The sequence below is a fragment of the Streptomyces sp. NPDC051207 genome (assembly GCF_040682395.1).
In the GTDB taxonomy this organism is placed as follows: Bacteria; Actinomycetota; Actinomycetes; order Streptomycetales; family Streptomycetaceae; genus Streptomyces.
On the sequence record NZ_JBFBAX010000001.1, the window covers coordinates 22,234 to 45,521 of the forward strand.

The following is a 23,288-nucleotide window of genomic DNA, read 5'->3' on the forward strand; positions in this document are numbered from 1 at the left end:
GGCCCTACGTCACTGCCCTGCTCGCCACCCCCCTCAGCTCCCGCAGGGCCGTCTCCACCGCCGGGCGGGTGTGGCCGCCGCCTCTTGTGCAGGTGAGGAGCTTGCGGTGGGGGTTGCCCGTGCAGCGGACCCGGGTGATCGGCAGGTGCGGGGTGAGCTGGGCCAGGCGGGGGATCAGGGCGACGCCCAGACCGTGGGCGACCAGGTGGGCCGTGACGTTCCAGTCCAGGGCGTGGTGGACGACGTCGGGGGCGAAGCCGGCGGCGCCGCACGCCGACATGACGTGCAGGCGGCAGGGGCTGTCGGGCACCGGGGCGATCCACGGCTCGCGGGCCGCCTCGGAGAGGTCGATCCGGGTGCGGCCGGCGAGGACGTGGCCCTCGGGCACGACCAGGTCGAACGGGTCGTCCATGAGGGGCCGTTGGTCGAAGCGCGTGTCGCCGCGGGGCGGATTGCGCGGGGTCGCCTCGATGACGGCCAGGTCGGTCTCGCCCTCGAAGAGCAGGTCGAAGCACTCCGGGACGCCGACCTCCGTGATGCGTACGGACAGCCGGGGGTGCTGCTTGCCGAGCCGCGCCGCCACGGGGGCGAGCAGCACGGAGACCGCGACGGGGAAACCGGTGACGCGCAGCACCCCGGCGGGGTCGCCGTCGTCGGCGCGCAGGTCCAGTTCCGCCTGCTCCCAGCGCGCCTGGATGGCGTCGGCGTGGGCGAGCAGGCTCTCGGCGGCGGGGGTGAGGCGCACGCCGCGGCCCTTGGGCTCCAGCAGGTCGACGCCGAGGTCACGGGCCAGCTGGCGGATCTGCTGGGACGCGGCGGACGGGGTGAAGTGCAGGGCGCGGGCGGCGGCGGTGACCGTTCCGTAGTGGGCGACCGCCCTGAGGACGTGCAGCCGACGCAGGTCAATCATGAAGTCCACGCTTCACGGTGCTGTCCAGAAAGTCAACCTGGACGTGTACGGAACCGGTGCCGCACCCTGGCTGTGTCGGCGACGGGTCGTCAGACATGCGTCGGACATCCCCGTCGTCGTCACGTCGTACGCAGTCGGCACGAGGAGTTCCCATGACCAGCACCACCGGCCCCGCCTGCCCGCACTGCGGCCGACCGGACGGCGCCGAGCCCTTCCAGGTGGTGTCGCGCCACACCACCACGGGAGGCAGCACGGTGTGGACCCGTTGCGGCTGCGGGTCGCTCCAGGTCCGGGTGACCGACGCGTGCGGCACCCGGATCGTCTCGCGCGGCAGGCCCCCGGTGAGCGGATCGAGCCGGGCGTGACGCCGATCGCCGTGCCCCTCCCCCGGCCTGTGCGGGCGCGGGTATTTTCGGCGATGCCCTACCCTTGAGGTCGGCCGCGGCTTCGGCGGTTCGGACGGAGGACACAGGGACCATGACGGCGACGGATCCGGCGCTCACCGCCCTCGCACAGGGCTGGTGCGCCCTGTCCCTGCTGCACGGCAGGATCGAGGCCCACATCGAGCGCGCCCTGCAGTCCCGCCACGACCTGAGCGTGCGCGAGTACTCCCTGCTCGACGTCCTCAGCCGCCAGCACGACGGCGACGGCGGGCACCTCCAGATGAAGCAGGTCGCCGACGCCGTCGTCCTCAGCCAGAGCGCCACCACCCGCCTCGTCACCCGCCTCGAGGACCGCGGGCTGCTGGAGCGCTACCTCTGCCCCACCGACCGGCGCGGCATCTACACGAACGTCACCGAGGCCGGCCTCAAGCTCCTCGCCGAGGCCCGGCCCACCAACGAAGCGGCCCTGCGCGAAGCCCTCGACACGGCCGCCGCCGACCCAGAACTCGCCCCGCTCGTCCGCGCCGTCGAGTCGCTGCACACCCCCGCCTGACGTCGCCCCCACCGCCCCCTCAGCCTCAGGAGCGTCAGGAATGAGCGCGCGGCATCCGCTGTCCGGGATCACCGTGGTCAGCCTGGAGCAGGCGGTGGCCGCTCCCTACGCCACCCGGCAGCTCGCCGACCTGGGCGCCCGGGTGATCAAGGTGGAGCGGCCCGGCGAGGGGGACTTCGCCCGGCGCTACGACACCACCGTGCACGGCCACTCCAGCTATTTCGTGTGGCTCAACCGGTCGAAGGAGTCCCTGACCCTCGACCTGAAGGACCCGCGGGGCATGGACGTGCTGCGCGAACTCCTCGCCGGCGCCGACGTGTTCGTGCAGAACCTCGCGCCGGGCGCCACGGACCGCCTCGGCCTCGGCACCGGCGGGCTGACGCGGCGCCACCCGCGCCTCATCCCCTGCACCATCTCCGGCTACGGCACCACCGGGCCGTGGGCCGACCGCAAGTCGTACGACCTGCTCGTGCAGTGCCAGACCGGCCTGGTGTCCCTGACCGGCACCCCCGAGCAGACCGCCAGGACCGGCATCTCCGTCGCCGACATCGCCGCCGGGATGTACGCGTACAGCGGCGTCCTCACCGCCCTCTACACGCGTGCCACCACCGGCACCGCGCACCCGGTGGAGGTGTCCCTGTTCGAGGCGCTGGCCGAGTGGATGGGGCAGCCCGCCTACTACACGCGCTACGGCGGCAGCCAGCCCCCGCGGCTGGGCACGCAGCACGCGACCATCGCGCCGTACGGCACCTACCGCGCCGCCGACGGCAAGGAGGTGCTGTTCTCCGTCCAGAACGAGCGCGAGTGGGCCGCCCTGTGCGCCGAGTTCCTCGGCCGGCCCGGGCTCACCGCCGATCCGCGCTTCGCGACGGGCTCCGCCCGGGTCGCCCACCGCGCGGAGCTCGACGCCGTCGTCGCCGAGCGCTGCGCCCGCTCCGACGCCGCCGATCTGCTGAAGGACCTCCAGGCCATCGGCATCGCCTGCGCCGGCGTCAACGACATCGCCGCCTTCCTCGACCATCCGGTGCTGGCCGGGCGCGACCGCTGGCGCGAGGTGGCCGTCCCCGGCGGGGCGACGGTCGAGGCGCTGCTGCCGCCCGCCGACCTGGCGGGCACGGACGTCCGCATGGACCCGGTGCCGGCGTTCGGTGAGCACACCGACGCGATCCTGGCCGAGCTGGGCCGCTCCGGCGACGACATCGCGGCGCTGCGGGCGGACGGCGTGATCTGACCGGCGCCCGCCGTACCGGGTGAGGGCCGCGTCCGGCGTCCCGTCGCGCGCCGGGCTCGCGGTGCCTCCAGCAGGCCGTCGACGCCGCCGGCGGCCCGCGGTGCCGTCAGTCGCCGGCGGTCCAGCACGCCGTCCACCTCTACCGGTCCACCCGCCGCCCACTCCCCAGCGCCTCCAGCACGTCCTCGTCCGTCAGCTGGTCGAAGTCGTCGTACCACTGGCCCACGGCCATGAACGTGTCCGGGCGGTGGGGGCACACCACGAGGTCCGCCTCGGCGGTCAGCGCCCGGGCCGCCTCCGGGGAGCCGACCGGGACGGCCAGTACCGTCCGGGCGGGGGCGCGGCGGCGCAGGGCGCGCAGGGCGGCGCGGGCCGTCGACCCGGTTGCCAGCCCGTCGTCGACGACGATCACCGTGTGTCCCCGGACCTCGGGGGCGGGGCGGCCCTGGCGGTAGCGCTGTTCACGGCGCCGCAGCTCGGCCCGCTCCCGTTCCACGACGGGCGCCAGATCGTCCGGGCCGAGGCCCAGCCGGTCCAGGGCCGCCCCGTCGAACAGGGGGTCCTCGTCGCCGACGAGCGCGCCGACGCCGTACTCCTCGTGGCGGGGCGCGCCGATCTTCCGTACGACGAGCACGTCGAGCGGGGCGTCGAGGGCGAGGGCGACCTCGCGGGCCACGGTGACGCCGCCGCGCGGCAGGGCGAGGACGACGGGGTCGGGCAGGGCCCCGCTCTCCTGGAGTGTGCGCAGTTCACCGGCCAGTTCCCGGCCGGCCTGGCGGCGATCACGGAACAGCATGGCCGTCGTGCCTCCTTCCCGTACCGGAGGACGGGTCGTGCCCGCACCGGAGGACGGGCCCCGCGTACCCCTCCCCGGCCCGGCCGATGCACGAGGTGAGCCGTTCCGCAAGCGGGGAAACTCCCCGGATCGGGTGCGTTTCCCGCCGGGCGGGTGAGGCAACCCGGCACCCTGCGCAGGCGCGACCGCCGCTTCGTCACGGCGGCCGGGCCCGCCGTCCCCTGGCGGGGTCCGCGCCGTGCGCACCCGCCCGATCCCCCACTGACGGGAGACTTCGGATGACCACTGTGCCTTCTCATCCGCTGCCCGCCCGGTCGGGCCCGCGTATCGGCGTGCTCGGTTCCTACGGCGGTTTCAACATCGGTGACGAGTCGATCCTGTCCTGCGTCCTCGGCTGTCTGCGCTCCCTGCGGCCCGAGGCGCAGCTGGTGGTGTTCAGCCGCAACGCCGAGCACACCCGTGCCCACCATCGCGCCGCCGATCAGGTGCTCGACTGGGAGGGCGTGAGCCTCAACCACGTCCTGGACACGCTGGCCTCCCTGGACCTGCTGGTGCTGGGCGGCGGCGGCATCCTCTACGACGGGGAGGCGCGCCGCTATCTGCGGCTGGTCAGGGCCGCCCAGGAGCGCGGCGTGCGCACCTTCGCGTACGCGGTGGGCGCCGGCCCGCTGCGGGAGGCCGACGACCGGGCGGCGGTGCGGGCCGTGCTGGCGGAGATGGACGACGTCGTGGTGCGCGACGAGGAGTCCCGGCTGGTGCTGGAGGAGGTCGGCCTGGAGCGGGAGGTCGTCGTCACCGCGGACCCGGCGCTGCTGCTGAAGCCGGAGCCGTTCACCGACGCGATGATGCGCGACGAGGGCGTGCCGACCGACGCCCGGCTGGTCGGCATGTCGGTGCGCGAGCCCGGCCGGGCGGCGGAGAAGCTGGACGAGGGCGACTACCACGCGCTGCTCGCCGACGTCGCCGACTTCCTGGTGCGACGGCTGGACGCGCACGTGGTGTTCCTGCCGATGGAACGGCACGACGTCCGGCACGCGCACGCCGTGCTGTCCCACATGACCGCCCCCGACCAGGGCCGCATCCTGCACGGCGCGTACAGCCCGGGCCAGGTCCTCGGGTTCATGCGCCATCTGGACCTGGCCGTCGGCATGCGGCTGCACTTCGTGATCTTCGCCGCGCTGTCCGGTCTGCCGGTGCTGCCGCTGCCGTACTCGGGGAAGGTCTTCGACTTCGCGCGCCGCACGGGTGCCCCGGCGCTGGTCGGGGTGGCGCGGCAGCAGGCCGGGCTGCTGCTCGCGGAGGTGGACCGGCTGTGGGACGAGTTCCCGCAGCGCCGTGACGCGCTGCACGCCCGCGTCCAGGAACTGCGGGCGACGGCCACGCGGACCTGCCGTCGGTGCGGCGACCTGCTGGACGACATCGACGGCGGGCGCTCGGCCTCGGCGGCGGAGCCGGCGGATTTCACCGTCTCGTCGGCGGGCTCACTGAGCGTGTGACGGGCCGTACGCGAAGGGAGAGCGATGCCGATACTGCGACAGCCCCCCGACCCGCAGACCGTGACGCTGCCGGCCCGGCCGGCCCAGCACGGCGGCCGTGTCGACGTGCTGGTGGTGGGCGGCGGCCCCGCGGGGTGCGCCGCCGCGGTGGGCGCGGCCGACGCCGGGGCGGACGTCGTCCTGGTGGAGCGCTACGGGTTCCTCGGCGGCAACGCGACCGCGGCCCTCGTCATGCCGCTGATGTCCTTCCACAACGAGCACAAGCAGGCCACCTTCACGGAGGCCGGCGACGAGGCCCGGCTGCTGCCCACCGACCACGGCGAGGGCGAGCCGGTCGTCGCGGGCGTGCTGTGGCGGCTGATGGACCAGCTCCTGTCGCGCGGCGGCGCCCTGAAGCCGTCCCCGAAGACCGGGTACACGGTGCCGTTCGACCCGGAGCTGCTCAAGCTGGTGCTGCTCGACATGATGGACGAGTCGGGCGTGCGCCTTCTGTTCCACGCCTTCGCCTCGACCGCGCTGCCGCTGGACAACGGCTGGCGGGTGGTGTTCGAGACCAAGTCGGGGCCGGTGGTGATCGACGCCGGGGTGGTGGTGGACGGCACGGGCGACGGTGACGTCGCGGCCGCCTGCGGGGCGCCGTACGAGATCGGGCGGCGGGAGGACGGTCTCGTGCAGCCGATGACGCTGATGTTCCGCGTCGCGGACTTCGCCCGGCCCGACTTCGCCGACTACGTGCGCGCGCATCCCGACCAGTGGCGCGGTGTGCACGGCCTGTGGGACCTGGTGGAGGAGGCGCGGGCGGACGGCGACCTGCGGCTGCCGCGCGAGGACATCCTGTTCTTCGCCACGCCGCACCCCCGCGAGGTCAGCGTCAACAGCACGCGCGTGAACCGCGTCCTCGGCACCAGCGTGTGGGACCTGACCCGCGCGGAGTACACCGCCCGCCGCCAGCTCGCGCAGATCGACCGCTTCCTGCGCACGCGCGTGCCCGGCTTCGAGGAGTCGTACGTCGTGCAGAGCGGCACGCACATCGGGGTGCGCGAGACCCGGCGGGTGCTGGGCGACTACCAGCTCACCGGCCACGACATCCTGGGCGCCCGGCTGTTCCCGGACGTGATAGCGCACGGCGCGTACCCGGTCGACATCCACAACCCGCGCGGTTCCGGCACGGTCCTGAAACGCGTGCCGATGGGCAGCTTCTACGACATCCCGCTGCGGTGTCTCGTGCCGCGCGGCACGGAACGGCTGCTGGTGGCGGGCCGCTGCATCTCCGGCACGCACGTGGCGCACTCCTCGTACCGTGTCATGCCCATCGCGATGGCGACCGGGCAGGCGGCGGGGGTGTGCGCGGCGCTGACGGTCCGGCACGGGCACGGTCCGCGGGGTGTGCCGTACCGGCTGGTGCAGCGGGAACTGCTGCGGCAGGGCGCGCGGTTGCGCGTGGACGCGCCGACGGCGGGGTGAGCGGGCGCGTCGGCCGGTCGGGCCGTGGGATGTGCGGGTGGGGTGGGCTCCGCGGGTTGCGCGGGGTCCGTGGGGTCAGTCGGTGGGGGCGGCGATGTGGTCGGCGCACCAGCGGCGGGCCGCGTCGGCGACCTGCTCCAGCGCGCCGGGCTCCTCGAACAGGTGGGTCGCGCCGGGCACCACGTGCACCTGGTGCGGTGCGCGCAGCCGCCCCGCCGCCTCCCTGTTCAGGCGCAGCACCTCCGGGTCGGCGCCGCCGACGATCAGCAGCACGGGCGCGCGTACCGCGCCGAGCGCGTCGTACGCCAGGTCGGGCCGGCCGCCCCGGGACACCACGGCCACCACCCGCTCGGGCCGCTCGGCGGCGGCGACCAGGGCCGCGGCGGCGCCGGTGCTGGCGCCGAACAGGGCGACGGGCAGCGCGGCCGTCTCGGCACGGCCGGCGAGCCAGTCGGCCGCGGCGACCAGCCGTCGGCCCAGCAGGGGGATGTCGAAACGGTGCTCGGCGGTCAGCAGGTCCCGCTGCTCCTCCCGCTCGCTGAGCAGGTCCATGAGCAGGGTGCCCAGGCCGGCGGTGCGCAGTGCGGCGGCCACCCGACGGTTGCGGGGGCTGTGCCGGGAGCTGCCGCTGCCGTGCGCGAACAGCACGACGGCGCGCGCGGCGTCCGGCAGGTCGAGGTCGCCGGCGAGAGTCGCACCGTCGGCGGGAACCCGGACCAGGTGGGAGATCATCGCGGTCGCCCCTTCTCGTGTGGCTTCGTAGAGGCTCGTTGGGGCTCGTACGAGGGTGCGTGCGGTCCGTCCTTCCCGCCGGGTACCCACCATGGACCACCGGGCAGGTTCAGTTGCCCGCCGGACCGCATGCGTGGTCCGTGCCAGGGAAGACGGTGGGCATGGTGGGTGAGGCGGACGACGACAGGCAAGCCCGGCGGCAGGGCGAGAGCGGTCACCGCACGGTGCCGCACACCGGCGACATCCGCATAGAGGCGTGGGCGGCGGACCGCGAACGCTGCCTTGCCGAGGCGGTGCTGGGCTTGGTGGAGTGCTTCGCCGACGTCTCCGGGGTGCGGGCGACGGACGTGGACCGGGTCCGGCTGGCCGAGGGCAGCGACGACGACGTGCTGGCCACGCTGCTCGACGAGATCATCTACCGGCTGGAGGTGCACGGGCAGGTGCCGGTGGACATCGAGGCGGAGGACGCCGGGGGCGAACTCGACATACGGCTGGCGGTCGTCGGCCTCGCGGACGTGGAGATCACCGGGACCGCGCCGAAGGCGGTCGCCTGGGAGGACCTGCGCATGGGGCCGGACGCCTACGGGTGGTCCTGTGCGGTGACGTTGGACGCGTGACGGGTTGACGCCCGCGCCGGGAACGGGACCGTGACTCGCGGACGTGAGCCGGCCGGGCTCTGCCGGCGCTGACCCGGGCCGGCGGTTCAGCGTCCGCGCGGGCCGCCCCGTTCGCGGCGCAGGCGGCGCCCGACGACCCACAGGTCCACGGCGGCCGTCAGGGCGAGCACTCCGCAGACGACGGCCAGGATGCTCAGCTCGCCGCGGTCGAGGGCGGCGCCGGGCTCCGCGGCGGCGGCCAGCAGGGCGAACAGCACGGTCGCCGCGACGAACAGGGGCAGGAAGAGCGCGGCGAGCAGCCTGCGCATCCGGAGGGCGCTCCGGGCGGTCCGCGGCTCGGTGCCGGTCCGGGGGCGGCGGCGGCCGTACGCGCCGGACCGCGCCCGGGGGACGGGCTCGGGACGATCGGGACGCTGAGTGCTCACGCGGCCTCCTCGGCTCTGGGCAGCACGTGGTCGGCTTTCCGACCGCGTAGCCGGTGCGCGGGCCCGGTAAACCGGCAGGCGGTGCACCGCTCAGGGCCCACGGAGCGGCGCACCGCCACCGGTCACGACAGCTGCGCGCGGTGGCCGGGGAGGGCTCGGCTCGCCCCGGGGACCGGTTCCGTCACCCCGTTCAGCGGCGAGTCGGGGTCGGTGCCGTAGGGGCGGGTGAAGACCTCCAGGCCGTGCCCGGCGGGATCGGTGAAGTACACGCCGCGCCCGCCGTCGTTGCGGTTGATGCGGCCCGGGTGGCGGCCGTGTGGATCGGCCTGGACGGGGACCTCGTCCGCGACGAGACGGGCGAGGACGCCGTCGAACTCGTCCTCGGAGACGAGGAACGCGTAGTGCTGTACGGGAATGTCGGGGATGCCGACGGTGGCGAAGTCCAGCGTGACGCCGTTCGCGGTCGTCACGGGCAGGAACATTCCGGCAGGTTCCCCGACCTCCAGCCCCAGGATGCGGGCCAGGAAACGGGCGGACCTCTCCCGGTCGCGGGAGAGAACGATGGTGTGGTTGAACTCGACTGACACGGGTCAATGCCTCCACGGGCATGTCCACGGCGCCTCCATGCCTCACCCGGCCGGTGACCGGCACGCGATGCCGCGCCGGGATCGTAGGCGGGGCCGACCACGCGTGTCGAGCGGCTTGCGGCCGTCCGCGCGCGTCGAGCGGGTTGCGGCTGCCCGTGCTGCGCGGCGGGGGGCGGCACACGGTTGCCGGGGTGGGGCACGCGCGTGCTTGCATGGCCGCAGGGTGACCGCCGACCGTCTGGCCGCCTTCGCGGCGATGTCGTGGGGGCTGGTCGCGGCGGGTGTCCGGGACTGGTTCGCGCGTTGGCCGGGGCGGCCGGCCGTGGTCGGCGGGGCCGGTGGGCTGTCCATGATCGGCCTCGGTGTCACGGTGGCGGTGACCGGCCGCAAGGACTGACCTCCCCGGCGCCGGCCGTACCCGTCCCTCAGCCCGTGAGGGCGGCGCGGGCCGCGGCGACGGCCTGTTCGGCGTAGCCGCGGCCGAACAGCACCGCGTGCACCAGCAGCGGGAAGAGCTGGTGCACGCCGATGCGGTCGCGCCAGCCGTCGGCGAGCGGCGCCGTCCGCACGTAGCCGTCCAGCACCGCGTCCAGGTGGGGGCAGCCGAAGAGGTGCAGCATCGCCAGGTCGGTCTCGCGGTGGCCACCGTGCGCGGCGGGATCGATCAGCCGGACGTGCCCGTCGGCACCCCACAGGACGTTGCCGTTCCACAGGTCGCCGTGCAGCCGGGCGGGCGGCTCGGCGGGGCCCGCGAGGGCGGGGAGTCGTTCGCAGGCCTGTTCGATCACGCGCGCCTCGGCCGGGTGGATCGTGCCGTCGTCGGCGGCGAGGCGCAGATAGGGCAGGACGCGGTGTTCGGCGTACCAGCGGGGCCAGTCGGTGGCGGAGGGCCCGGGGGCGTTCCGCATCGGGGCGAGGCCGATGTACGCGTCCTCGGGGCCGCCCGGCGGCGGGGCGCCGAAGGCGGAGGCACCGGCGGCGTGCAGGGCGGCGAGGTCCCGGCCGAAGCGCAGCGCGGCGCAGACGCCCGGCTGTCCGGTCGGGACGAGGTCGATCACCAGCCAGTGCGCGTCGTGTCCGTGCACGCGCGGCACGCGGACCGCCCCGGCGTCGGCGAGCCAGCGCAGTCCGGCCGCCTCGGCGCGCGCGGCACCGGTGCCGTCGGCGCGCTTGACCATGACGGGCGGGCCGCCGTCGAGGGTGACTTCGGCGAGCATCGGCGACATCCGGCGCACCCCGGTGGCGGGCAGCCCGGTGAGCCGCGCGGCCACCTCCCGCGGGGACTCCCCCGCCCCTTGCCGGGGCCTGCCGGGTGCGCCGGTCATGCGGTGCGGTGCCCGCGCACCCGGGCGGGCGGGCCGGGCACCGACGCCTCGGTCATGGTGGGCATGTGCACGGCCACCAGCGTACGGGCCCGGTACGTCCTACCCCCAGCCCGTCACCGGCACGAACGAACTGTCCTGCCGGAACAGTTCCGTCCCGTCGGCCCGTGCGACGCGCATCTCGTAGGCGTAGTGGCGCAGGTAGTGGCCGGGGCGGTGGTACGACTCGAAGCGGACCGCGCCACTGGCGGTGCCCGCGCGGGCGATGAACGTCGCGTCCCAGGCGAACGTGGCCGTGCCGTCGTTCGGGTCGAAACGGGCCCGGAAGTCGTAGTGGCGCAGGAAGGCACCGGACGCGTCGCGGAACGAGACGCCGCCCGGGTCGGCGAGTCCGGCCACCACCGTGAAGGTGGCCGCCTGCTTCTCGGCCGCGCTGCTGGAGGCCGTCACCACCGGCAGGTTGAGCAGGCCGGACTGCTTCTGCCAGTGGCGGGCGGGGTAGTTGACCGACCGGAAGGAACGGGTGACGTTCCGCGCGAGGACGGGCCCGCCGCCGACCGTCTCCTTCAGGACCGTGAAGTGCCGTGCGGTGCCGGAGACGCCGGGCAGCCTGGCGGGCGCCGTCCACGTGGCGAAGCCGTCCCGGCTGTCGCTGTAGTAGGAGGCGCCGTCGCCGTAGCCGTCGAAGAACAGCCGCCAGCCCCCGTTGTCCAGGTGGATCAGGGCGGGCCCCTCGCGGTAGCTGCCCCAGCCCGCCCAGTCGCCGGTCCTGCGGATGGTGTACGGCCCGGTGAGCCGGGAGGCGGTGGCGTACTCGATGTACTTGGTCGTCTCGTTCTTCGTGAACGCGTGGTACGCCGAGCCGGTCCGCACCACGAACGTGTCGATGTGGTTGGCGCCGAGGCCCGGCAGGGCGACGGGCGTACTCCATGACGTGAGCGCCGAGTCGGTGGCGCTGAGCAGGTACGGCGTGAAGTTCCACTCGTTGTCGGCGGTCGAGCAGGACACGATGACGTGCACGCTGCCGTCGGCGTCGACGAACCACTCGGGAGCCCAGGCGCGGGACAGGCCCGCGACCGGGACGGGATGGTCGTACAGGAAGGTCCAGTCGACACGGTCGGTGCTGCGGGCGAAGCCGATGGTGGTGCTGGGGTCCTGCCAGGTCCGGGTGGTGTACGTCAGGTAGTAGGCGCCGTCCGTGTGCCTGAGGATGCTCGCGTCGCGGATCCGGCCCCGGGGCGGCCGGTAGGCGGCGGCCCTGACCAGCCGGAAGTCGGTGGCGTCGTCCGACTGGTGGACGTCGACCACCCCGTCGTCGCTGTTCGGGAACGGCACGATGGTGTACCGGGTGGCCGAGCCGCTCGGCGGCGGGGCGGCCCCGGCCCTGCCGAGCAGTCCGGGCGCCCCGCCCAGCAGGAGCACGGAGGCGGGCAGCGCGGCGAGCGTGCGCAGGACCGTACGGCGGGACGGCGGGGGCAGCGGAGGAGGGGGTGGGGTCACGGCGGCGGCTCTCCCTCGGACTCGTGGTTCGGGATGTCGAACCAGGTTCGGAGAATCGTTCGGACGGTAGGCGCGTGGTGACGGGCCGTCAATGGCTCGGGCAGGAACTCCTGTGGGTGACTGGCCCGGTCCGCTCCGGCCGTGCGGCGAGCGGTTAGCGTGGCGGCCGTGACTCCCTTCACCGATGAGACCGCCGACGGCACCCCCGGCCGGTACGGCCCCAGCGCCACCACCGAGGCCGACGCCACGTCGGTGGGGCGGGTGCGTACCGAGTACTCCCCCGCGTACGACGGCGACCCCGACCCGGGCGAGATCGTCTGGACGTGGGTGCCCTACGAGGAGAACGACGGCCGGGGCAAGGACCGCCCGGTACTCGTCGTCGCCCGCGAGGCCGGTGGCACGCTGCTCGCCGTCCAGCTGTCCAGCAGGCGGCACGACGGCGACCGGGAGTGGGTGCCGATCGGGAGCGGGCCGTGGGACCGGTCGGGGCGGGAGTCGTGGGTGGACGTGGAGCGGGTGCTGCGGCTGCACGAGGGCGGGATGCGCCGGGAGGCCTGCGCGCTGGACCGCACGCGGTTCGACCTGGTGCGGCGGCGGCTGGCGGAGCGGTACGGCTGGAGCTGACACCGGCCGGGGCGGGCGGCGCCGCCCTCACCCGGCCACGGGCCACTGTCACCCGCACGGACGCACGCGACGCGGGTCCGGCCAGCGGCCGGCCGCCCCGCTCTCCCCTCACCCAGGCGGTCGCACGCGACGCGGGCGCGCGCTCATGGCGCCACCCCCGTGGACGCCATGGGCACGCGCCGCGCGCACTCCCCCGTCGTGCTCATGACCGCATCCTGAGCGATGCCGGTCATGCCGTGCAACGAGGTTTTCCCGGCGGTGAACCCCGGGGAAAGCCTCTGGGAACGGCGGGGGCGCGCCATCGGCCGACCCGGATCGTCCCGGATCGCACCCTTGTGGGAAGCGCGGGAAGCGTCTTGGGTGGGACGGGTGATGTCCGCCCGGGCCAGAGGGCCGGGGCGATGGCATGGTGGAATCTCAGGAGGATCCAAGACATGTCCGATTCGTCTCATACGGCGACGGGGGACTGTACGGAGCCCCGTACGCCCGTCACGGAGGCAGAGGTGGAGGCCCTGGTCCGGGGCATCTGCTTCAAGACCGGACCGCCCCGCAGCGTCGGGGTGGAAGTGGAATGGCTCGTCCACGAGCTGCGCAGGCCGCGGCTGCCCGTGGCGCCCGAACGACTCGAAGCGGCCTACGCCGTACTGCGGACCGTGCCCCTGCGGTCCGCGCTCACCGTGGAACCCGGCGGTCAGCTGGAGCTCAGCTCGCCGCCCGCCGCCTCCCTCATGGAGTGCGTGAGTACCGTCTCCGCCGATCTCGACGCCGTCCGCGCGGTCCTGCGCCGCGACGGACTCGGTCTCGTCGGCATCGGCCACGATCCCTGGCAGTCGCCCCGCAGATTCCTGCGCCGGCCGCGCTACGACGCGATGGAGGCCTGCCTCGACCGCACCGGCCCGGCCGGCCGCGCCATGATGTGCACCTCGGCGTCGGTGCAGGTGTGCCTGGACGCCGGGTACGAGGAGCCCGGCACCCTCGGCCATGTGCGGCGCTGGTGGCTCGCCCACCATCTCGGCGCGGTCCTGGTGGCCGCGTTCGCCAACTCCCCGCTGGCGGCCGGACGGCCCACCGGCTGGCTGTCCACCCGGCAGCTGCGCTGGACGCAGATCGGCACCGCCCGGGCGGGCGGCCCCCGGCTGGACGCGGACCCGCGCGCCGCCTGGACGCGGCACGTCCTGGACGCGCCGGTGATGTGCGTACGGCGGGACAGCGGGCCCTGGGACGTCCCGGAAGGGCTCACCTTCCGGGAGTGGACCCGGTCGGGGCTGCCGCGGCCACCGGTCCGGGAGGATCTCGACTACCACCTCACGACCCTGTTCCCGCCGGTCAGGCCGCGCGGCCATCTGGAACTGCGCATGATCGACGCGCAGCCCGGCGAGGACGGCTGGATCGTGCCGCTCGCCGTGACGACGGCGCTGTTCGACGACCCGGAGGCCGCCGAGACGGCGTACCGGGCCGTGAAGCCGCTGGCCGAACGCGCTGCGGCGCTGCCCGCGCCGCACAACCCGCTGTGGTTCACCGCGGCCCGGTACGGCCTGGCCGACAGCGAGTTGCGCGAGGTCGCCGTCGCCTGCTTCTCGGCGGCGCTCCGGGCGCTGCCCCGGCTCGGCGCCACCGAGGCGGTCACCGGCGCCGTCGCCGCGTACCTGGACCGCCATGTCGCCCGCGGCCGTTGCCCCGCCGACGACATGCTCGACGGGTTGCGCGCCGCCGAGGCTCCTGCCCGGGCGAGCAACGGGGCCGAGTCCCCCGCCCGGAAGCATCGGGGAGCCGAGGCCTTCACCCGGGGGACGAGCGGGGCCGACGCCCCTGCCGACGCCCCCGCCCGCGCGGCGAACGGGTGTCACCGGCACGACGGCCGGCACGGGAAGAACCGGAAGGACGTCCGCTCATGACCGAGCCCACGACCGAGCCCACGACCGGCGCGGAGACCGGCGCCACGGCCGACGCCGAGGCCCTGCGCCGGCGCGCGCTCAGCTCGCTCGTCACCGCGCGCGACCGCACCACGCTGCTGACCAGCTGTGTGGAGGACCCGGACCTTACCGCGCAGCACTCACCGCTGATGTCCCCGCTGGTGTGGGACCTCGCCCACATCGGCAACCAGGAGGAGCAGTGGCTGCTGCGGGCCGTCGCCGGGCGCGACCCGATGCGGCCCGAGATCGACGGCCTGTACGACGCGTTCGAGCATCCCCGTTCCGAGCGTCCCTCGCTGCCGCTGCTGCCGCCCGCCGAGGCCCGCGCGTACGCCTCGGAGGTGCGCGGCCGGGTCCTGGACGTGCTGGAGGGCACCGCGTTCCACGGGACGCGGCTGACCGAGGCCGGTTTCGCCTTCGGAATGATCGCGCAGCACGAACAGCAGCACGACGAGACGATGCTGATCACCCATCAGCTCCGCAAAGGGCCGCAGGCCCTGACCGCGCCCGACCCGGACCCGCTGCCGCTGTTCACCGGACCGGCCGAAGTGCTGGTCCCCGGCGGCCCGTTCACGATGGGCACCTCGACCGAGCCGTGGGCGCTGGACAACGAGAGCCCGGCGCACCGGCGCGAGGTGGCGCCGTTCTGGATCGACACCACCCCGGTGACGAACGCCGCCTACCAGGCGTTCATCGAGGACGGCGGCTACGACGACCCGCGCTGGTGGACGGCGCGGGGCTGGGCGCACATCCGCGAGCACTCCATCACGGCGCCGCTGTTCTGGCGCCGGGACGGCGGGCAGTGGCTCAGGCGCCGCTTCGGCGTCACCGAGGCCGTACCGCCCGACGAGCCGGTGCTGCACGTGTGCTGGTACGAGGCCGACGCGTACGCCCGCTGGGCGGGGCGCCGGCTGCCCACCGAGGCCGAGTGGGAGAAGGCCGCCCGGCACGACCCGGCCGGGGACCGCTCGACGCGCTACCCGTGGGGCGACGAGGACCCGGCGCCCGAGCACGCCAACCTGGGCCAGCGGCACCTGCGCCCGGCGCCCGCCGGGAGCTACCCGGAGGGCGAGTCGCCGCTCGGCGTGCGGCAGTTGATCGGTGACGTGTGGGAGTGGACGGCCAGCGACTTCCTGCCGTACCCCGGCTTCCGGGCGTTCCCGTACAAGGAGTACTCGGAGGTGTTCTTCGGCCCGGAGCACAAGGTGCTGCGCGGCGGTTCGTTCGCCGTGGACGCGGTGGCCTGCCGGGGCACCTTCCGCAACTGGGACTATCCGGCCCGGCGGCAGATCTTCGCCGGGTTCCGCACGGCCCGCTCGGGGGACGCCTGATGTGCCGCCACGTGGCCTATGTCGGGCCCGCGCTGCCGCTCGGCCGGCTCCTCGTGGAACCGCCGCACGCGCTGTACCGGCAGTCGTGGGGGCCGCGCCGGCAGCGGTACGGCACGGTCAACGCCGACGGTTTCGGCGTCGGCTGGTACGCGCAAGGGGACCGGGTGCCCGCCCGGTACCGGCGCGCCGGGCCGATCTGGGCGGACCGGTCCTTCGCCGACCTCGCGCGGGTCGTCCGCAGCGGCGCGCTGCTCGCCGCGGTGCGCGACGCGACGCTGTCCGGGGCCGACGCGGAGGCCGCGGCGGCGCCGTTCGCGGACGGTCCCTGGCTGTTCAGCCACAACGGCGCGGTGGCGGGCTGGCCCGGCTCGCTCGCGCCGCTCGTGCCCGCGCTGTCCCCGGCCGACGTGCTGTCGCTGGAGGCCCGCAACGACTCGGCGTTCGTGTGGGCGCTGGCGCTGGCCCGGCTGCGGCACGGTGACGACCCGGGGCGGGTCCTGGCCGACACGGTCGCGGACGTCGCCGCCGCGTCCCCGGCGTCCCGGCTCAACCTGCTGCTGACCGACGGCACCACGATCGCCGCGACCGCCTGGGGCGACACCCTCTGGTACCGCACGCGGCCCGGCCGGTGCACGGTCGTGGCGTCCGAACCGCACGACGACGACCCGCACTGGGTGGAGGTCCCCGACCGCACCCTGCTGGTGGCGAGCCGCACCGAGGTGCTGCTCAGCCCGCTCAAGGAGCCGGGCGACGACGCCTCGGCCCACGCACCCGCGAAGGAGCCCCGTCCGTGAGCCCGTTCCTGCTCACCCGCACACTGCCCGAGGACGCCACGGAGGCCGCCCTGCGCGCCGACGTCCTCCAGGGCCTGACCGCCACACCCAAGACGCTGCCGCCGAAGTGGTTCTACGACGCGCACGGCAGCGAGCTGTTCGAGCGGATCACCGAACTGCCCGAGTACTACCCCACCCGCGCCGAGCGCGAGATCCTCGTCGACCGCTCGGGCGAGATCGCCGCGGCGACCGGCGCCCGCACGCTGATCGAGCTGGGGTCCGGTTCCTCGGAGAAGACCCGGCACCTGCTGGACGCCCACGAGGCGCTGCGCACGTACGTGCCCGTCGACGTCAGCGAGAGCGCGCTCACCCTGGCCGGTCAGGCGCTGGTCACGGAGCGGCCCGGGCTGCGGGTGCACGCGCTGATCGCCGACTTCACCGCCGCCCTCACGCTGCCCGAAACCCCGGGGCCCCGGCTGGTGGCGTTCCTGGGCGGCACGATCGGCAACCTGCTGCCCGGCGAGCGCGCCGCGTTCCTGTCCTCGGTGCGCGCCCTGCTGTCGCCCGGCGACGCCCTGCTGCTCGGCACGGACCTCGTCAAGGACGAAGAGGTGCTGGTCAGGGCGTACGACGACGCGGCGGGGGTGACGGCCGCGTTCAACAAGAACGTGCTGTCCGTGGTCAACCGCGAGCTGGGCGCCGACTTCCACCCGGACGCCTTCGACCATGTCGCGCTGTGGGACGCCGAGCGGGAGTGGATCGAGATGCGGCTGCGCTCGCGTACGGCGCAGACCGTGAAGATTCCCGCCCTGGACCTCGCCGTCGACTTCGCGGCGGGCGAGGAGCTGCGCACCGAGGTGTCCGCGAAGTTCCGGAAGGAGGGAGTGCGCGCCGAACTCGCGGCGGCCGGCCTGGACCTGGCGCGCTGGTGGACGGACGCCGCGGGACGCTTCGCGCTGTCGCTGAGCATGGCGCGCTGACCGCGTCACGCTGTCGGCGCGCGGTCAGTTGATCCTGGGGCTCAGCAGTTCCGTGATCCGGCGGGAGGCCCGGCGGGCCTCCGCCGCCGGGTCGGCCCCGGTGAGCACCTTCGTCATGTACGCCTTGATGGGGTTGTCCGCCTCGACGTCCGCCCATTCGGGTGTGGTGGGGGTCGCCCTGCCCTGTGCGGCCCCGGCCGCCATGGCGGCGACCCCCTCCTCGCCGGCGACGGCCTTCGCCAGGGTCGTCTTGTTGGGCACGTAGTTCATCACGCGGGCCAGTTCGGCGTTCCACTTGGCGCCGGCGAGCGCGCCGACGACCGCGACGGCGCCGTCGCGGTTGTCGGTGTTCGCCGGTACGACGAGGTCGGAGCCGCCGGTGAAGACGGCGCCGGGCTTGCCGGCGGTCTTGCCGGGCACCGGGAAGAAACCGAGTCTGCCCTCGAGGTCGGGGTTCTGCTTGACGATCGAGCGGGCGAGGCCGGGGACGGCGACGATCTGGGCGACCTCCTCCTCGGCGAAGACGCCGGCCTGCGGCGGGTGTTCCTCGTCGGCGGCGACCGGTCCCTCGCCGAGGGCCTGGAGCCGGCGGTAGAAGTCCATGCCGCGCAGGGCCGCCGCGCTGTCGAGGGCGCCGCGCCAGGTCCCGCCCTTCTCCTCGGCGAGGTCGCCGCCCTCGTCCCAGATGAATCCGGCCAGCGTGTACCAGTCCTGCCCGGCGAGGTAGATGCCCTGCCGGCCGTCGGAGTTGAGCCGTTCGGTGGCGGTGATCCACTCGTCGCGGGTCTTCGGCGTCTCGGTGATGCCGGCCTGCTCGAAGAGGTCCTTGCGGTAGATGACGACGCGGTTGGCCGCGTACCAGGGGATGCCGTACTGCTGGGAGAACCGCTGGCCGGGTTCGGCGAGGCCGGGCAGCCAGTCGCGGTTGCCCCAGTTGCGCATGGACTCCAGGGTGAGGTCGAGCAGTCCGTCGCCCTCCACGTACTGCGGGACCTGCGTGTTGCCGACCTCGATGACGTCCGGGCCGGACGTGCCGTCGGCGTCGAGGGCGGCGTGCACCTTCTCGCCGATGCCGGTCCACTGCTGGATGCGGATGTCGATGTCGAGGTCGGGGTGGGTGCGTTCGAAGTCCTCGGTGAAGCGGTCCAGGAACTCCTGCGAGGCGCTGTCCTTCATCAGCCAGACGGTGACGGTGCGCCTGTCGTCCTCTCCTCCGGACAGCATGCCGCAGCCGCTGAGCAGGGAGGCGGTGACACAGGCGAGGGCGAGGAGGCGACGGCTCACGAGGGGTCCTGTTCTGTCTTGAGACAGGGCTGGCAAACCCGACGTGGGGGACGAGCGGGATGCTCGCACGGGCGTGACCGGGATTGTGGTATGGACCAATGCGACGGTCAAGTCTCGCCCGCCCGGCCGTCCGGCACCTCGCGCTCCGCCGCAGCTTGGGGCACCGTGGAGTGACGCGCGCCACACGCCGCACTGTCGTCCCCCCGAGAGGAGCACCCGCATGTCCAACCACACGTACCGGGTCACGGAGATCGTCGGCACCTCGCCCGACGGCATCGACCAGGCGATCAGCAACGGCATCTCCCGCGCGTCGCAGACGCTGCGCAACCTCGACTGGTTCGAGGTGACCCAGGTCCGGGGCCAGATCGAGAACGGCGGCATCGCGCACTGGCAGGTGGGCCTCAAGGTCGGCTTCCGCCTGGAGGACTCGGCGTGACCCACCGCAGGCTGTGACCCCCCGCAGGCCGCATCCCACCGCAGGCCGTGACCCACCGCCGACCGCGACCCTGCGGCCCGGGTCCCGGCCCGGCGCTCGCTCCGGCTCGGTCCGGTCCTCGTCGGGGGCCGGGGCCTCAGGTCCGCCCTTCGCGCTCCTGCGCCACCTTCAGCTCGGCGGACGGGGTGGCCCAGCGCGCCCGGACGACGGTGAAGCCCGCCTGCTCGGCGTCCGCGCACACCAGTTCGTCGTCGTCCACGAGCACCCGGATCTCCCGGGTCCGCGCCAGGCGGCGCAGGATCTCCAGCTTGGTGCGCCGGGCGGGCCGCCGGTCGTTGTCGCGCCGCATGTGGACCCGGCCCTCGGGCAGCCCGTGGGCGTCGAGCCAGTCGAGCGTGTCCTGCCGGCAGCGCTCGGGCCGCCCGGTCAGATAGACCACCTCGCACTCCCCGGCGCTCTCGCGGGCCATCGCGACGCCCTGCGGCAGCGGCGGGTCGTGGGGCGCCGCCGCGAAGAAGGCGTCCCAGTCGCGCGGCCTGCGTTCCAGGAACTTCTGCCGGTGCGCGGTGTCGGCGAGGGTGTTGTCGAGATCGAAAACGGCGATCGGCCGCTTGCTGCTGTCGGTCACCCCGTCACCTTAAGCAGCGCCGGGGCCGCGCGAGGCGGATGCCGGGCCCACGGATTCCCCTCCCCCGGATGCCCGCCCCACGGATGACCGGGAGGGGCCGTTCCGGAGCTGTTCCGAGGCGGATTGTTAATGGGATCCATTTTCATGTAGCGTCCCCGGTGCTCGCGCGCGGTGCTGTCACCGTGTCCGTCCACCGAGGAGGAACCCATGGCCGTCCCCAAGCGGAAGATGTCCCGCAGCAACACCCGTCACCGCCGCGCCCAGTGGAAGGCCGCCACACCGACGCTGGTCCCGGTCACCGTCGACGGCGTCCGCCACCTCGTGCCGCAGCACCTCGTCAAGGCCTACGAGCGCGGGCTGCTGCGCCCCGCCGGCTGATCCGGTGACGGCGGGGGGCGGGAATGCGGCGCGGCGTACGGCGTTGAACCCCGTGTGAGTTCCGTGATCGCCGCGACCCGCTTCTCCGTCCTCGACCGCTCGCGCACCCGCGAGGGCCACACCGGCGCCGAGGCGCTGCGCGACACCGTGGCGCTGGCCCGGGAGGCGGAGCGGCTCGGCTACCACCGCTTCTGGGTCTCGGAGCACCACGGGGTGCCCGGCGTCGCGGGCTCCGCGCCGACCGTGCTGGCCGCCGCCGTCGCGTCCGCGACCGGCATCATCCGGGTCGGCACCGGCGGAGTGATGCTGCCCAACCACCAACCGCTGGTCGTCGCCGAGCAGTTCGGGGTGCTGGAGTCCCTCTTCCCGGGACGTGTCGACATGGGCCTGGGACGCTCGGTCGGCTTCACCGACGGGGTGCGCAGGGCGCTGGGGCGCGGCAAGGGCGACGCCGACGACTTCGAGACGCAGCTGCACGAACTGCTCGGCTGGTTCCGCGGCACCTCCCCCACGGGCGTCCACGCGCGGCCCGCCGAAGGGCTCACCGTGCCGCCGTTCGTGCTGGCCATGGGCGAGGGCGCCGGAATCGCGGCCCGCGCGGGCCTTCCGCTGGTGATCGGTGACCTCAGGAACCGGGAGAGGATGCGGCGCGGCGTCGACCACTACCGCGCGGCGTTCCGGCCCTCCGCGTGGGCGGGCGAGCCCTACGTCGTGATCTCCGGCACGGTCGCGGTCGCGGGCACGCCCGAGGAGGCGCGGCGGCTGCTGGTCCCCGAGGCCTGGTCGACGGCGTATTCCCGCACGCACGGCACGTTCCCGCCGCTGCCGCCCGCCGAGCGGGTCGAGGCCCTGGCGATGACGGCCAAGGAGCGCGGCCGGTACGAGGCCGCTCTCGCCGGGCACATCGCGGGCACCGAGGAGCAGGTGGCGCACGAACTGGAGACGGTGCTGAAGGAGACGGGCGCGCAGGAGGTGCTGGTCACCACCAGCACCTACGACCGGGCAGCCCTGCTGGACTCCTACCGCCGGCTCGCCGGGATCGTCCGGGGCTGACCCGGAGCCCGCCCGGCGCCGGACGGAGACAGCTCGCGCCCGGCGTTCGGGGTCCGCGCGTGTCCCGCAGTACGGACCGCTCGGCCGCCGCCGCGAGGGCACGCCGGTCCTGGTGGACGCCGGGGCGGATCGCCTCCCGGACCTCCACCTCCGCGACCAGGCCCGGGGTCGTCGCCACCCGCCACACGGATGCCAGCAGGGTGTCCTCGCCGACGAACGCGGGACGCGTGCTGGGGGTGCCGTCCGGGCAGCGGTAGCGGATGCGGACCGGCTGGACGGGGGCGCCGGCGTCCAGGGCGGCCTGGAAGGCGGCGCGGCGGAAGCTGCCGTGCGCCCGGCCGCACCAGGTGCTGCCCTCCGGGAACACCGCGACCGCAGCGCCCGAGCGCAGCACGGACGCCAGGTGGGCCACCGTGCCCGGCAGCGCGCGCAGCCGGTCGCGGTCGATGAAGACGGCACCCCGCGCGGCCACCGCGCCGGCCACGGGCCAGTCGCCGATCTCCTTCTTCGCGAGCATCCGCGCCGGACGCACCGCCGCGAGCAGCGGGATGTCCAGCCAGGAGATGTGGTTGGCGACCAGCAGGACACCGCCGTCGGGCACCGCCGCACCCGAGAGGCGCACCCGGACGCCGGCCGCCCGCGCCAGCCACCGGCACCAGCGCCGGACGAGCCCGGCCGGGACGTACCGGACGAGCGGCGCCAGGGCGATCCCGGTGAGGAGCAGGGCCGCAAGCGCCGCGATCCGCAGCACCGCACGCGGCGCCGCCGCGCGGGACGAGGCCCGCGCCGGGACGCACGCGGCGGGCGTGCAGGGCGCGGACGGCAGCCAGGCGGAGCCCGCGGGAAGGGCGCGGTCCGGGTGCGAGGCGACACGGGCCGCGGAGGGCGCCGCCCGCGGCCCGCCCCTACGGCGGGCACCGGCGCGGCCGGCGCCGACGGGGACGCGCGCACCGCCGCCGGCCATCACACCGGTACGGGCATCCGCCCTCCCCGCCCCGCCGCCGGCCATCACACCGGTACCGGCGCCCGCGCTTCGCACTCCGCCCTCCCCCGCACCGACCGCGGTCATCACGCCGGCACCAGCGACAGGAAGTGCTTCAGGTAGCGCGGGTTCACCCGTCGCATCGACAGCAGCACGTACAGGTCGGCCACCCCGAAGTCCGGGTCGTGGGCGGGCTCGCCGCAGACCCAGGCGCCGAGGCGGAGGTAGCCGCGCAGCAGCGCCGGGAGGTCGGCGCCCGTGGCGGGCGCGGTGGCCTCGCCCGGCGTCCAGGGCAGCAGCGGCCGGATGCGGTACTCCTCCGGGGCGAGGTGCTTGGCCCGCACCCGGTCCCAGGTGGCGCGGGCCAGGGCGCCGCCGTCGGTGAGCGGGACCGAGCAGCAGCCTGCCAGCCACTCGTAGCCGCGGTCGGTCATGTAGCGGGCGATCCCGGCCCAGATCAGCCCGATGACCGCGCCGTCCCGGTGGCCGGGGCGGACGCAGGAGCGGCCGACCTCGACGAGCCCGGGGCGGATCGCGTCCAGCGCGGTGAGGTCGAACTCGCCCTCGGAGTACAGCCGCCCGGCGACGGCGGCCCGCTCGGGCGGCAGCAGCCGGTAGGTTCCGACGACCTGGCCGGTCACCGTGTCCCGCACGAGGAGGTGGTCGCAGTACGCGTCGAAGGCGTCGATGTCGTACCCGGGCTGCGGCGTGGTCAGCAGGGCGCCCATCTCCCCGGCGAAGACGTCGTGCCGCAGCCGCTGGGCGGCGCGGACGTCCTCCTCGTCGCGGGCGAGGGTGACGGTGTAGCGGGTGGGTGCCGCGGGCTGCGGGGGGCGGTCGAGGATGGTGGCGCCGGTCATGGCTCTCTCCTGGTACGGGCCGGGTTCGGC

General features: G+C 74.7%; 25 protein-coding genes and 1 pseudogene. 15 read left to right on the plus strand and 11 right to left on the minus strand.

Annotated elements, in window-relative coordinates:
* Positions 1 to 4 precede the first annotated feature (4 nt).
* Entirely contained in the window at positions 5 to 910 is a 906-nt protein-coding gene (locus AB0M97_RS00095) for a LysR family transcriptional regulator (protein ID WP_365958356.1), read from the minus strand.
* Between the two features lie 152 nt (positions 911 to 1,062).
* Here AB0M97_RS00095 and AB0M97_RS00100 point away from each other — a divergent pair, with 152 nt between their 5' ends.
* The 3 genes from AB0M97_RS00100 (at position 1,063) to AB0M97_RS00110 (ending at position 3,077) form a co-directional block, all read left to right on the plus strand.
* The gene (locus AB0M97_RS00100; RefSeq protein WP_365958357.1) at positions 1,063 to 1,275 is read left to right on the plus strand and encodes a hypothetical protein; all 213 of its coding nucleotides are present in this window, start codon (positions 1,063 to 1,065) and stop codon (positions 1,273 to 1,275) included.
* A gap of 112 nt (positions 1,276 to 1,387) precedes the next feature.
* Positions 1,388 to 1,846 (plus strand): MarR family transcriptional regulator, encoded by a 459-nt coding sequence (locus tag AB0M97_RS00105; RefSeq protein ID WP_365958358.1) that lies wholly within the window; start codon positions 1,388 to 1,390, stop codon positions 1,844 to 1,846.
* A 40-nt stretch (positions 1,847 to 1,886) separates the two neighbouring features.
* The gene (locus tag AB0M97_RS00110) at positions 1,887 to 3,077 is read left to right on the plus strand and encodes a CaiB/BaiF CoA-transferase family protein (protein WP_365958359.1); all 1,191 of its coding nucleotides are present in this window, start codon (positions 1,887 to 1,889) and stop codon (positions 3,075 to 3,077) included.
* A gap of 139 nt (positions 3,078 to 3,216) precedes the next feature.
* Here AB0M97_RS00110 and AB0M97_RS00115 read toward each other — a convergent pair whose 3' ends face one another.
* Positions 3,217 to 3,873 (minus strand): phosphoribosyltransferase family protein, encoded by a 657-nt coding sequence (locus tag AB0M97_RS00115; RefSeq protein WP_365958360.1) that lies wholly within the window; start codon positions 3,871 to 3,873, stop codon positions 3,217 to 3,219.
* Between the two features lie 278 nt (positions 3,874 to 4,151).
* Between AB0M97_RS00115 and AB0M97_RS00120 the strand changes: the two genes are divergently transcribed.
* Both AB0M97_RS00120 and AB0M97_RS00125 read left to right on the plus strand, forming a co-directional pair.
* On the plus strand, positions 4,152 to 5,369 hold the full coding sequence (locus AB0M97_RS00120; RefSeq protein WP_365958361.1) for a polysaccharide pyruvyl transferase family protein: 1,218 nt from the start codon (positions 4,152 to 4,154) through the stop codon (positions 5,367 to 5,369).
* Between the two features lie 24 nt (positions 5,370 to 5,393).
* A complete protein-coding gene (locus tag AB0M97_RS00125) occupies positions 5,394 to 6,833 on the plus strand; it encodes an FAD-dependent oxidoreductase (RefSeq protein WP_365958362.1) in 1,440 nt (479 codons plus the stop codon).
* Positions 6,834 to 6,908: 75 nt separating this feature from the next.
* Here AB0M97_RS00125 and AB0M97_RS00130 read toward each other — a convergent pair whose 3' ends face one another.
* A complete protein-coding gene (locus AB0M97_RS00130) occupies positions 6,909 to 7,565 on the minus strand; it encodes an alpha/beta family hydrolase (RefSeq protein WP_365958363.1) in 657 nt (218 codons plus the stop codon).
* Between the two features lie 161 nt (positions 7,566 to 7,726).
* On the opposite strand from AB0M97_RS00130, the gene AB0M97_RS00135 reads away from it, so the two are divergent.
* Positions 7,727 to 8,182, plus strand: coding sequence for an archease (locus AB0M97_RS00135; protein ID WP_365958685.1), 456 nt, complete (start codon positions 7,727 to 7,729; stop codon positions 8,180 to 8,182).
* Positions 8,183 to 8,268: 86 nt separating this feature from the next.
* Here the strand turns inward: AB0M97_RS00135 and AB0M97_RS00140 are convergent, their stop codons facing one another.
* Together AB0M97_RS00140 and AB0M97_RS00145 are read right to left on the minus strand one after the other, a co-directional pair.
* Positions 8,269 to 8,607 (minus strand): DUF6343 family protein, encoded by a 339-nt coding sequence (locus tag AB0M97_RS00140; RefSeq protein ID WP_365958364.1) that lies wholly within the window; start codon positions 8,605 to 8,607, stop codon positions 8,269 to 8,271.
* Between the two features lie 122 nt (positions 8,608 to 8,729).
* Positions 8,730 to 9,194, minus strand: coding sequence for a VOC family protein (locus AB0M97_RS00145; protein ID WP_365958365.1), 465 nt, complete (start codon positions 9,192 to 9,194; stop codon positions 8,730 to 8,732).
* Positions 9,195 to 9,456: 262 nt separating this feature from the next.
* On the opposite strand from AB0M97_RS00145, the pseudogene AB0M97_RS00150 reads away from it, so the two are divergent.
* Positions 9,457 to 9,591 (plus strand): annotated as a pseudogene (locus AB0M97_RS00150) (LysE family translocator); the annotation flags it as partial.
* A gap of 28 nt (positions 9,592 to 9,619) precedes the next feature.
* Here AB0M97_RS00150 and AB0M97_RS00155 read toward each other — a convergent pair.
* Both AB0M97_RS00155 and AB0M97_RS00160 read right to left on the minus strand, forming a co-directional pair.
* Positions 9,620 to 10,519, minus strand: a complete 900-nt coding sequence (locus tag AB0M97_RS00155) for a fructosamine kinase family protein (RefSeq protein WP_365958366.1) — start codon at positions 10,517 to 10,519, stop codon at positions 9,620 to 9,622.
* A 99-nt stretch (positions 10,520 to 10,618) separates the two neighbouring features.
* Positions 10,619 to 12,016, minus strand: a complete 1,398-nt coding sequence (locus AB0M97_RS00160) for a glycoside hydrolase family 43 protein (RefSeq protein WP_365958367.1) — start codon at positions 12,014 to 12,016, stop codon at positions 10,619 to 10,621.
* Positions 12,017 to 12,184: 168 nt separating this feature from the next.
* On the opposite strand from AB0M97_RS00160, the gene AB0M97_RS00165 reads away from it, so the two are divergent.
* The 5 genes from AB0M97_RS00165 (at position 12,185) to egtD (ending at position 17,637) form a co-directional block, all read left to right on the plus strand.
* Positions 12,185 to 12,640 carry a type II toxin-antitoxin system PemK/MazF family toxin gene (locus AB0M97_RS00165; protein WP_365958368.1) on the plus strand — a complete coding sequence of 152 codons (456 nt, stop codon included), beginning with the start codon at positions 12,185 to 12,187 and terminating at the stop codon, positions 12,638 to 12,640.
* A gap of 434 nt (positions 12,641 to 13,074) precedes the next feature.
* A complete protein-coding gene (gene egtA, locus AB0M97_RS00170) occupies positions 13,075 to 14,535 on the plus strand; it encodes an ergothioneine biosynthesis glutamate--cysteine ligase EgtA (protein WP_365958369.1) in 1,461 nt (486 codons plus the stop codon).
* Positions 14,532 to 15,884 carry an ergothioneine biosynthesis protein EgtB gene (gene egtB, locus AB0M97_RS00175; RefSeq protein ID WP_365958370.1) on the plus strand — a complete coding sequence of 451 codons (1,353 nt, stop codon included), beginning with the start codon at positions 14,532 to 14,534 and terminating at the stop codon, positions 15,882 to 15,884. Before egtA ends, egtB begins: the two co-directional genes overlap by 4 nt.
* Positions 15,884 to 16,678: an ergothioneine biosynthesis protein EgtC gene (gene egtC, locus AB0M97_RS00180; protein WP_365958371.1), complete on the plus strand. Its 795-nt coding sequence runs from the start codon at positions 15,884 to 15,886 to the stop codon at positions 16,676 to 16,678. Before egtB ends, egtC begins: the two co-directional genes overlap by 1 nt.
* Positions 16,675 to 17,637 carry an L-histidine N(alpha)-methyltransferase gene (gene egtD, locus AB0M97_RS00185; RefSeq protein ID WP_365958372.1) on the plus strand — a complete coding sequence of 321 codons (963 nt, stop codon included), beginning with the start codon at positions 16,675 to 16,677 and terminating at the stop codon, positions 17,635 to 17,637. The genes egtC and egtD overlap by 4 nt, the downstream gene beginning before the upstream one ends.
* Before the next feature lie 24 nt (positions 17,638 to 17,661).
* On the opposite strand, the gene AB0M97_RS00190 is transcribed toward egtD, so the two are convergent.
* Complete coding sequence (locus AB0M97_RS00190) at positions 17,662 to 18,921, minus strand: extracellular solute-binding protein (RefSeq protein WP_365958373.1); 1,260 nt, start codon at positions 18,919 to 18,921, stop codon at positions 17,662 to 17,664.
* A gap of 220 nt (positions 18,922 to 19,141) precedes the next feature.
* Between AB0M97_RS00190 and AB0M97_RS00195 the strand changes: the two genes are divergently transcribed.
* Positions 19,142 to 19,357, plus strand: coding sequence for a dodecin (locus tag AB0M97_RS00195; RefSeq protein WP_365958375.1), 216 nt, complete (start codon positions 19,142 to 19,144; stop codon positions 19,355 to 19,357).
* A gap of 136 nt (positions 19,358 to 19,493) precedes the next feature.
* Here AB0M97_RS00195 and AB0M97_RS00200 read toward each other — a convergent pair whose 3' ends face one another.
* The gene (locus AB0M97_RS00200) at positions 19,494 to 19,985 is read right to left on the minus strand and encodes a hypothetical protein (protein WP_365958376.1); all 492 of its coding nucleotides are present in this window, start codon (positions 19,983 to 19,985) and stop codon (positions 19,494 to 19,496) included.
* Between the two features lie 207 nt (positions 19,986 to 20,192).
* On the opposite strand from AB0M97_RS00200, the gene rpmF reads away from it, so the two are divergent.
* Together rpmF and AB0M97_RS00210 are read left to right on the plus strand one after the other, a co-directional pair.
* Positions 20,193 to 20,363, plus strand: coding sequence for a 50S ribosomal protein L32 (gene rpmF / locus AB0M97_RS00205; protein ID WP_365958377.1), 171 nt, complete (start codon positions 20,193 to 20,195; stop codon positions 20,361 to 20,363).
* Positions 20,364 to 20,417: 54 nt separating this feature from the next.
* Positions 20,418 to 21,416, plus strand: coding sequence for an LLM class flavin-dependent oxidoreductase (locus tag AB0M97_RS00210; protein WP_365958378.1), 999 nt, complete (start codon positions 20,418 to 20,420; stop codon positions 21,414 to 21,416).
* Here the strand turns inward: AB0M97_RS00210 and AB0M97_RS00215 are convergent.
* Entirely contained in the window at positions 21,343 to 22,242 is a 900-nt protein-coding gene (locus tag AB0M97_RS00215; protein WP_365958686.1) for a lysophospholipid acyltransferase family protein, read from the minus strand. The two genes, AB0M97_RS00210 and AB0M97_RS00215, sit on opposite strands and share 74 nt — an antisense overlap.
* A gap of 242 nt (positions 22,243 to 22,484) precedes the next feature.
* Positions 22,485 to 23,258 carry a GNAT family N-acyltransferase gene (locus tag AB0M97_RS00220; RefSeq protein WP_365958379.1) on the minus strand — a complete coding sequence of 258 codons (774 nt, stop codon included), beginning with the start codon at positions 23,256 to 23,258 and terminating at the stop codon, positions 22,485 to 22,487.
* Positions 23,259 to 23,288 lie beyond the last annotated feature (30 nt).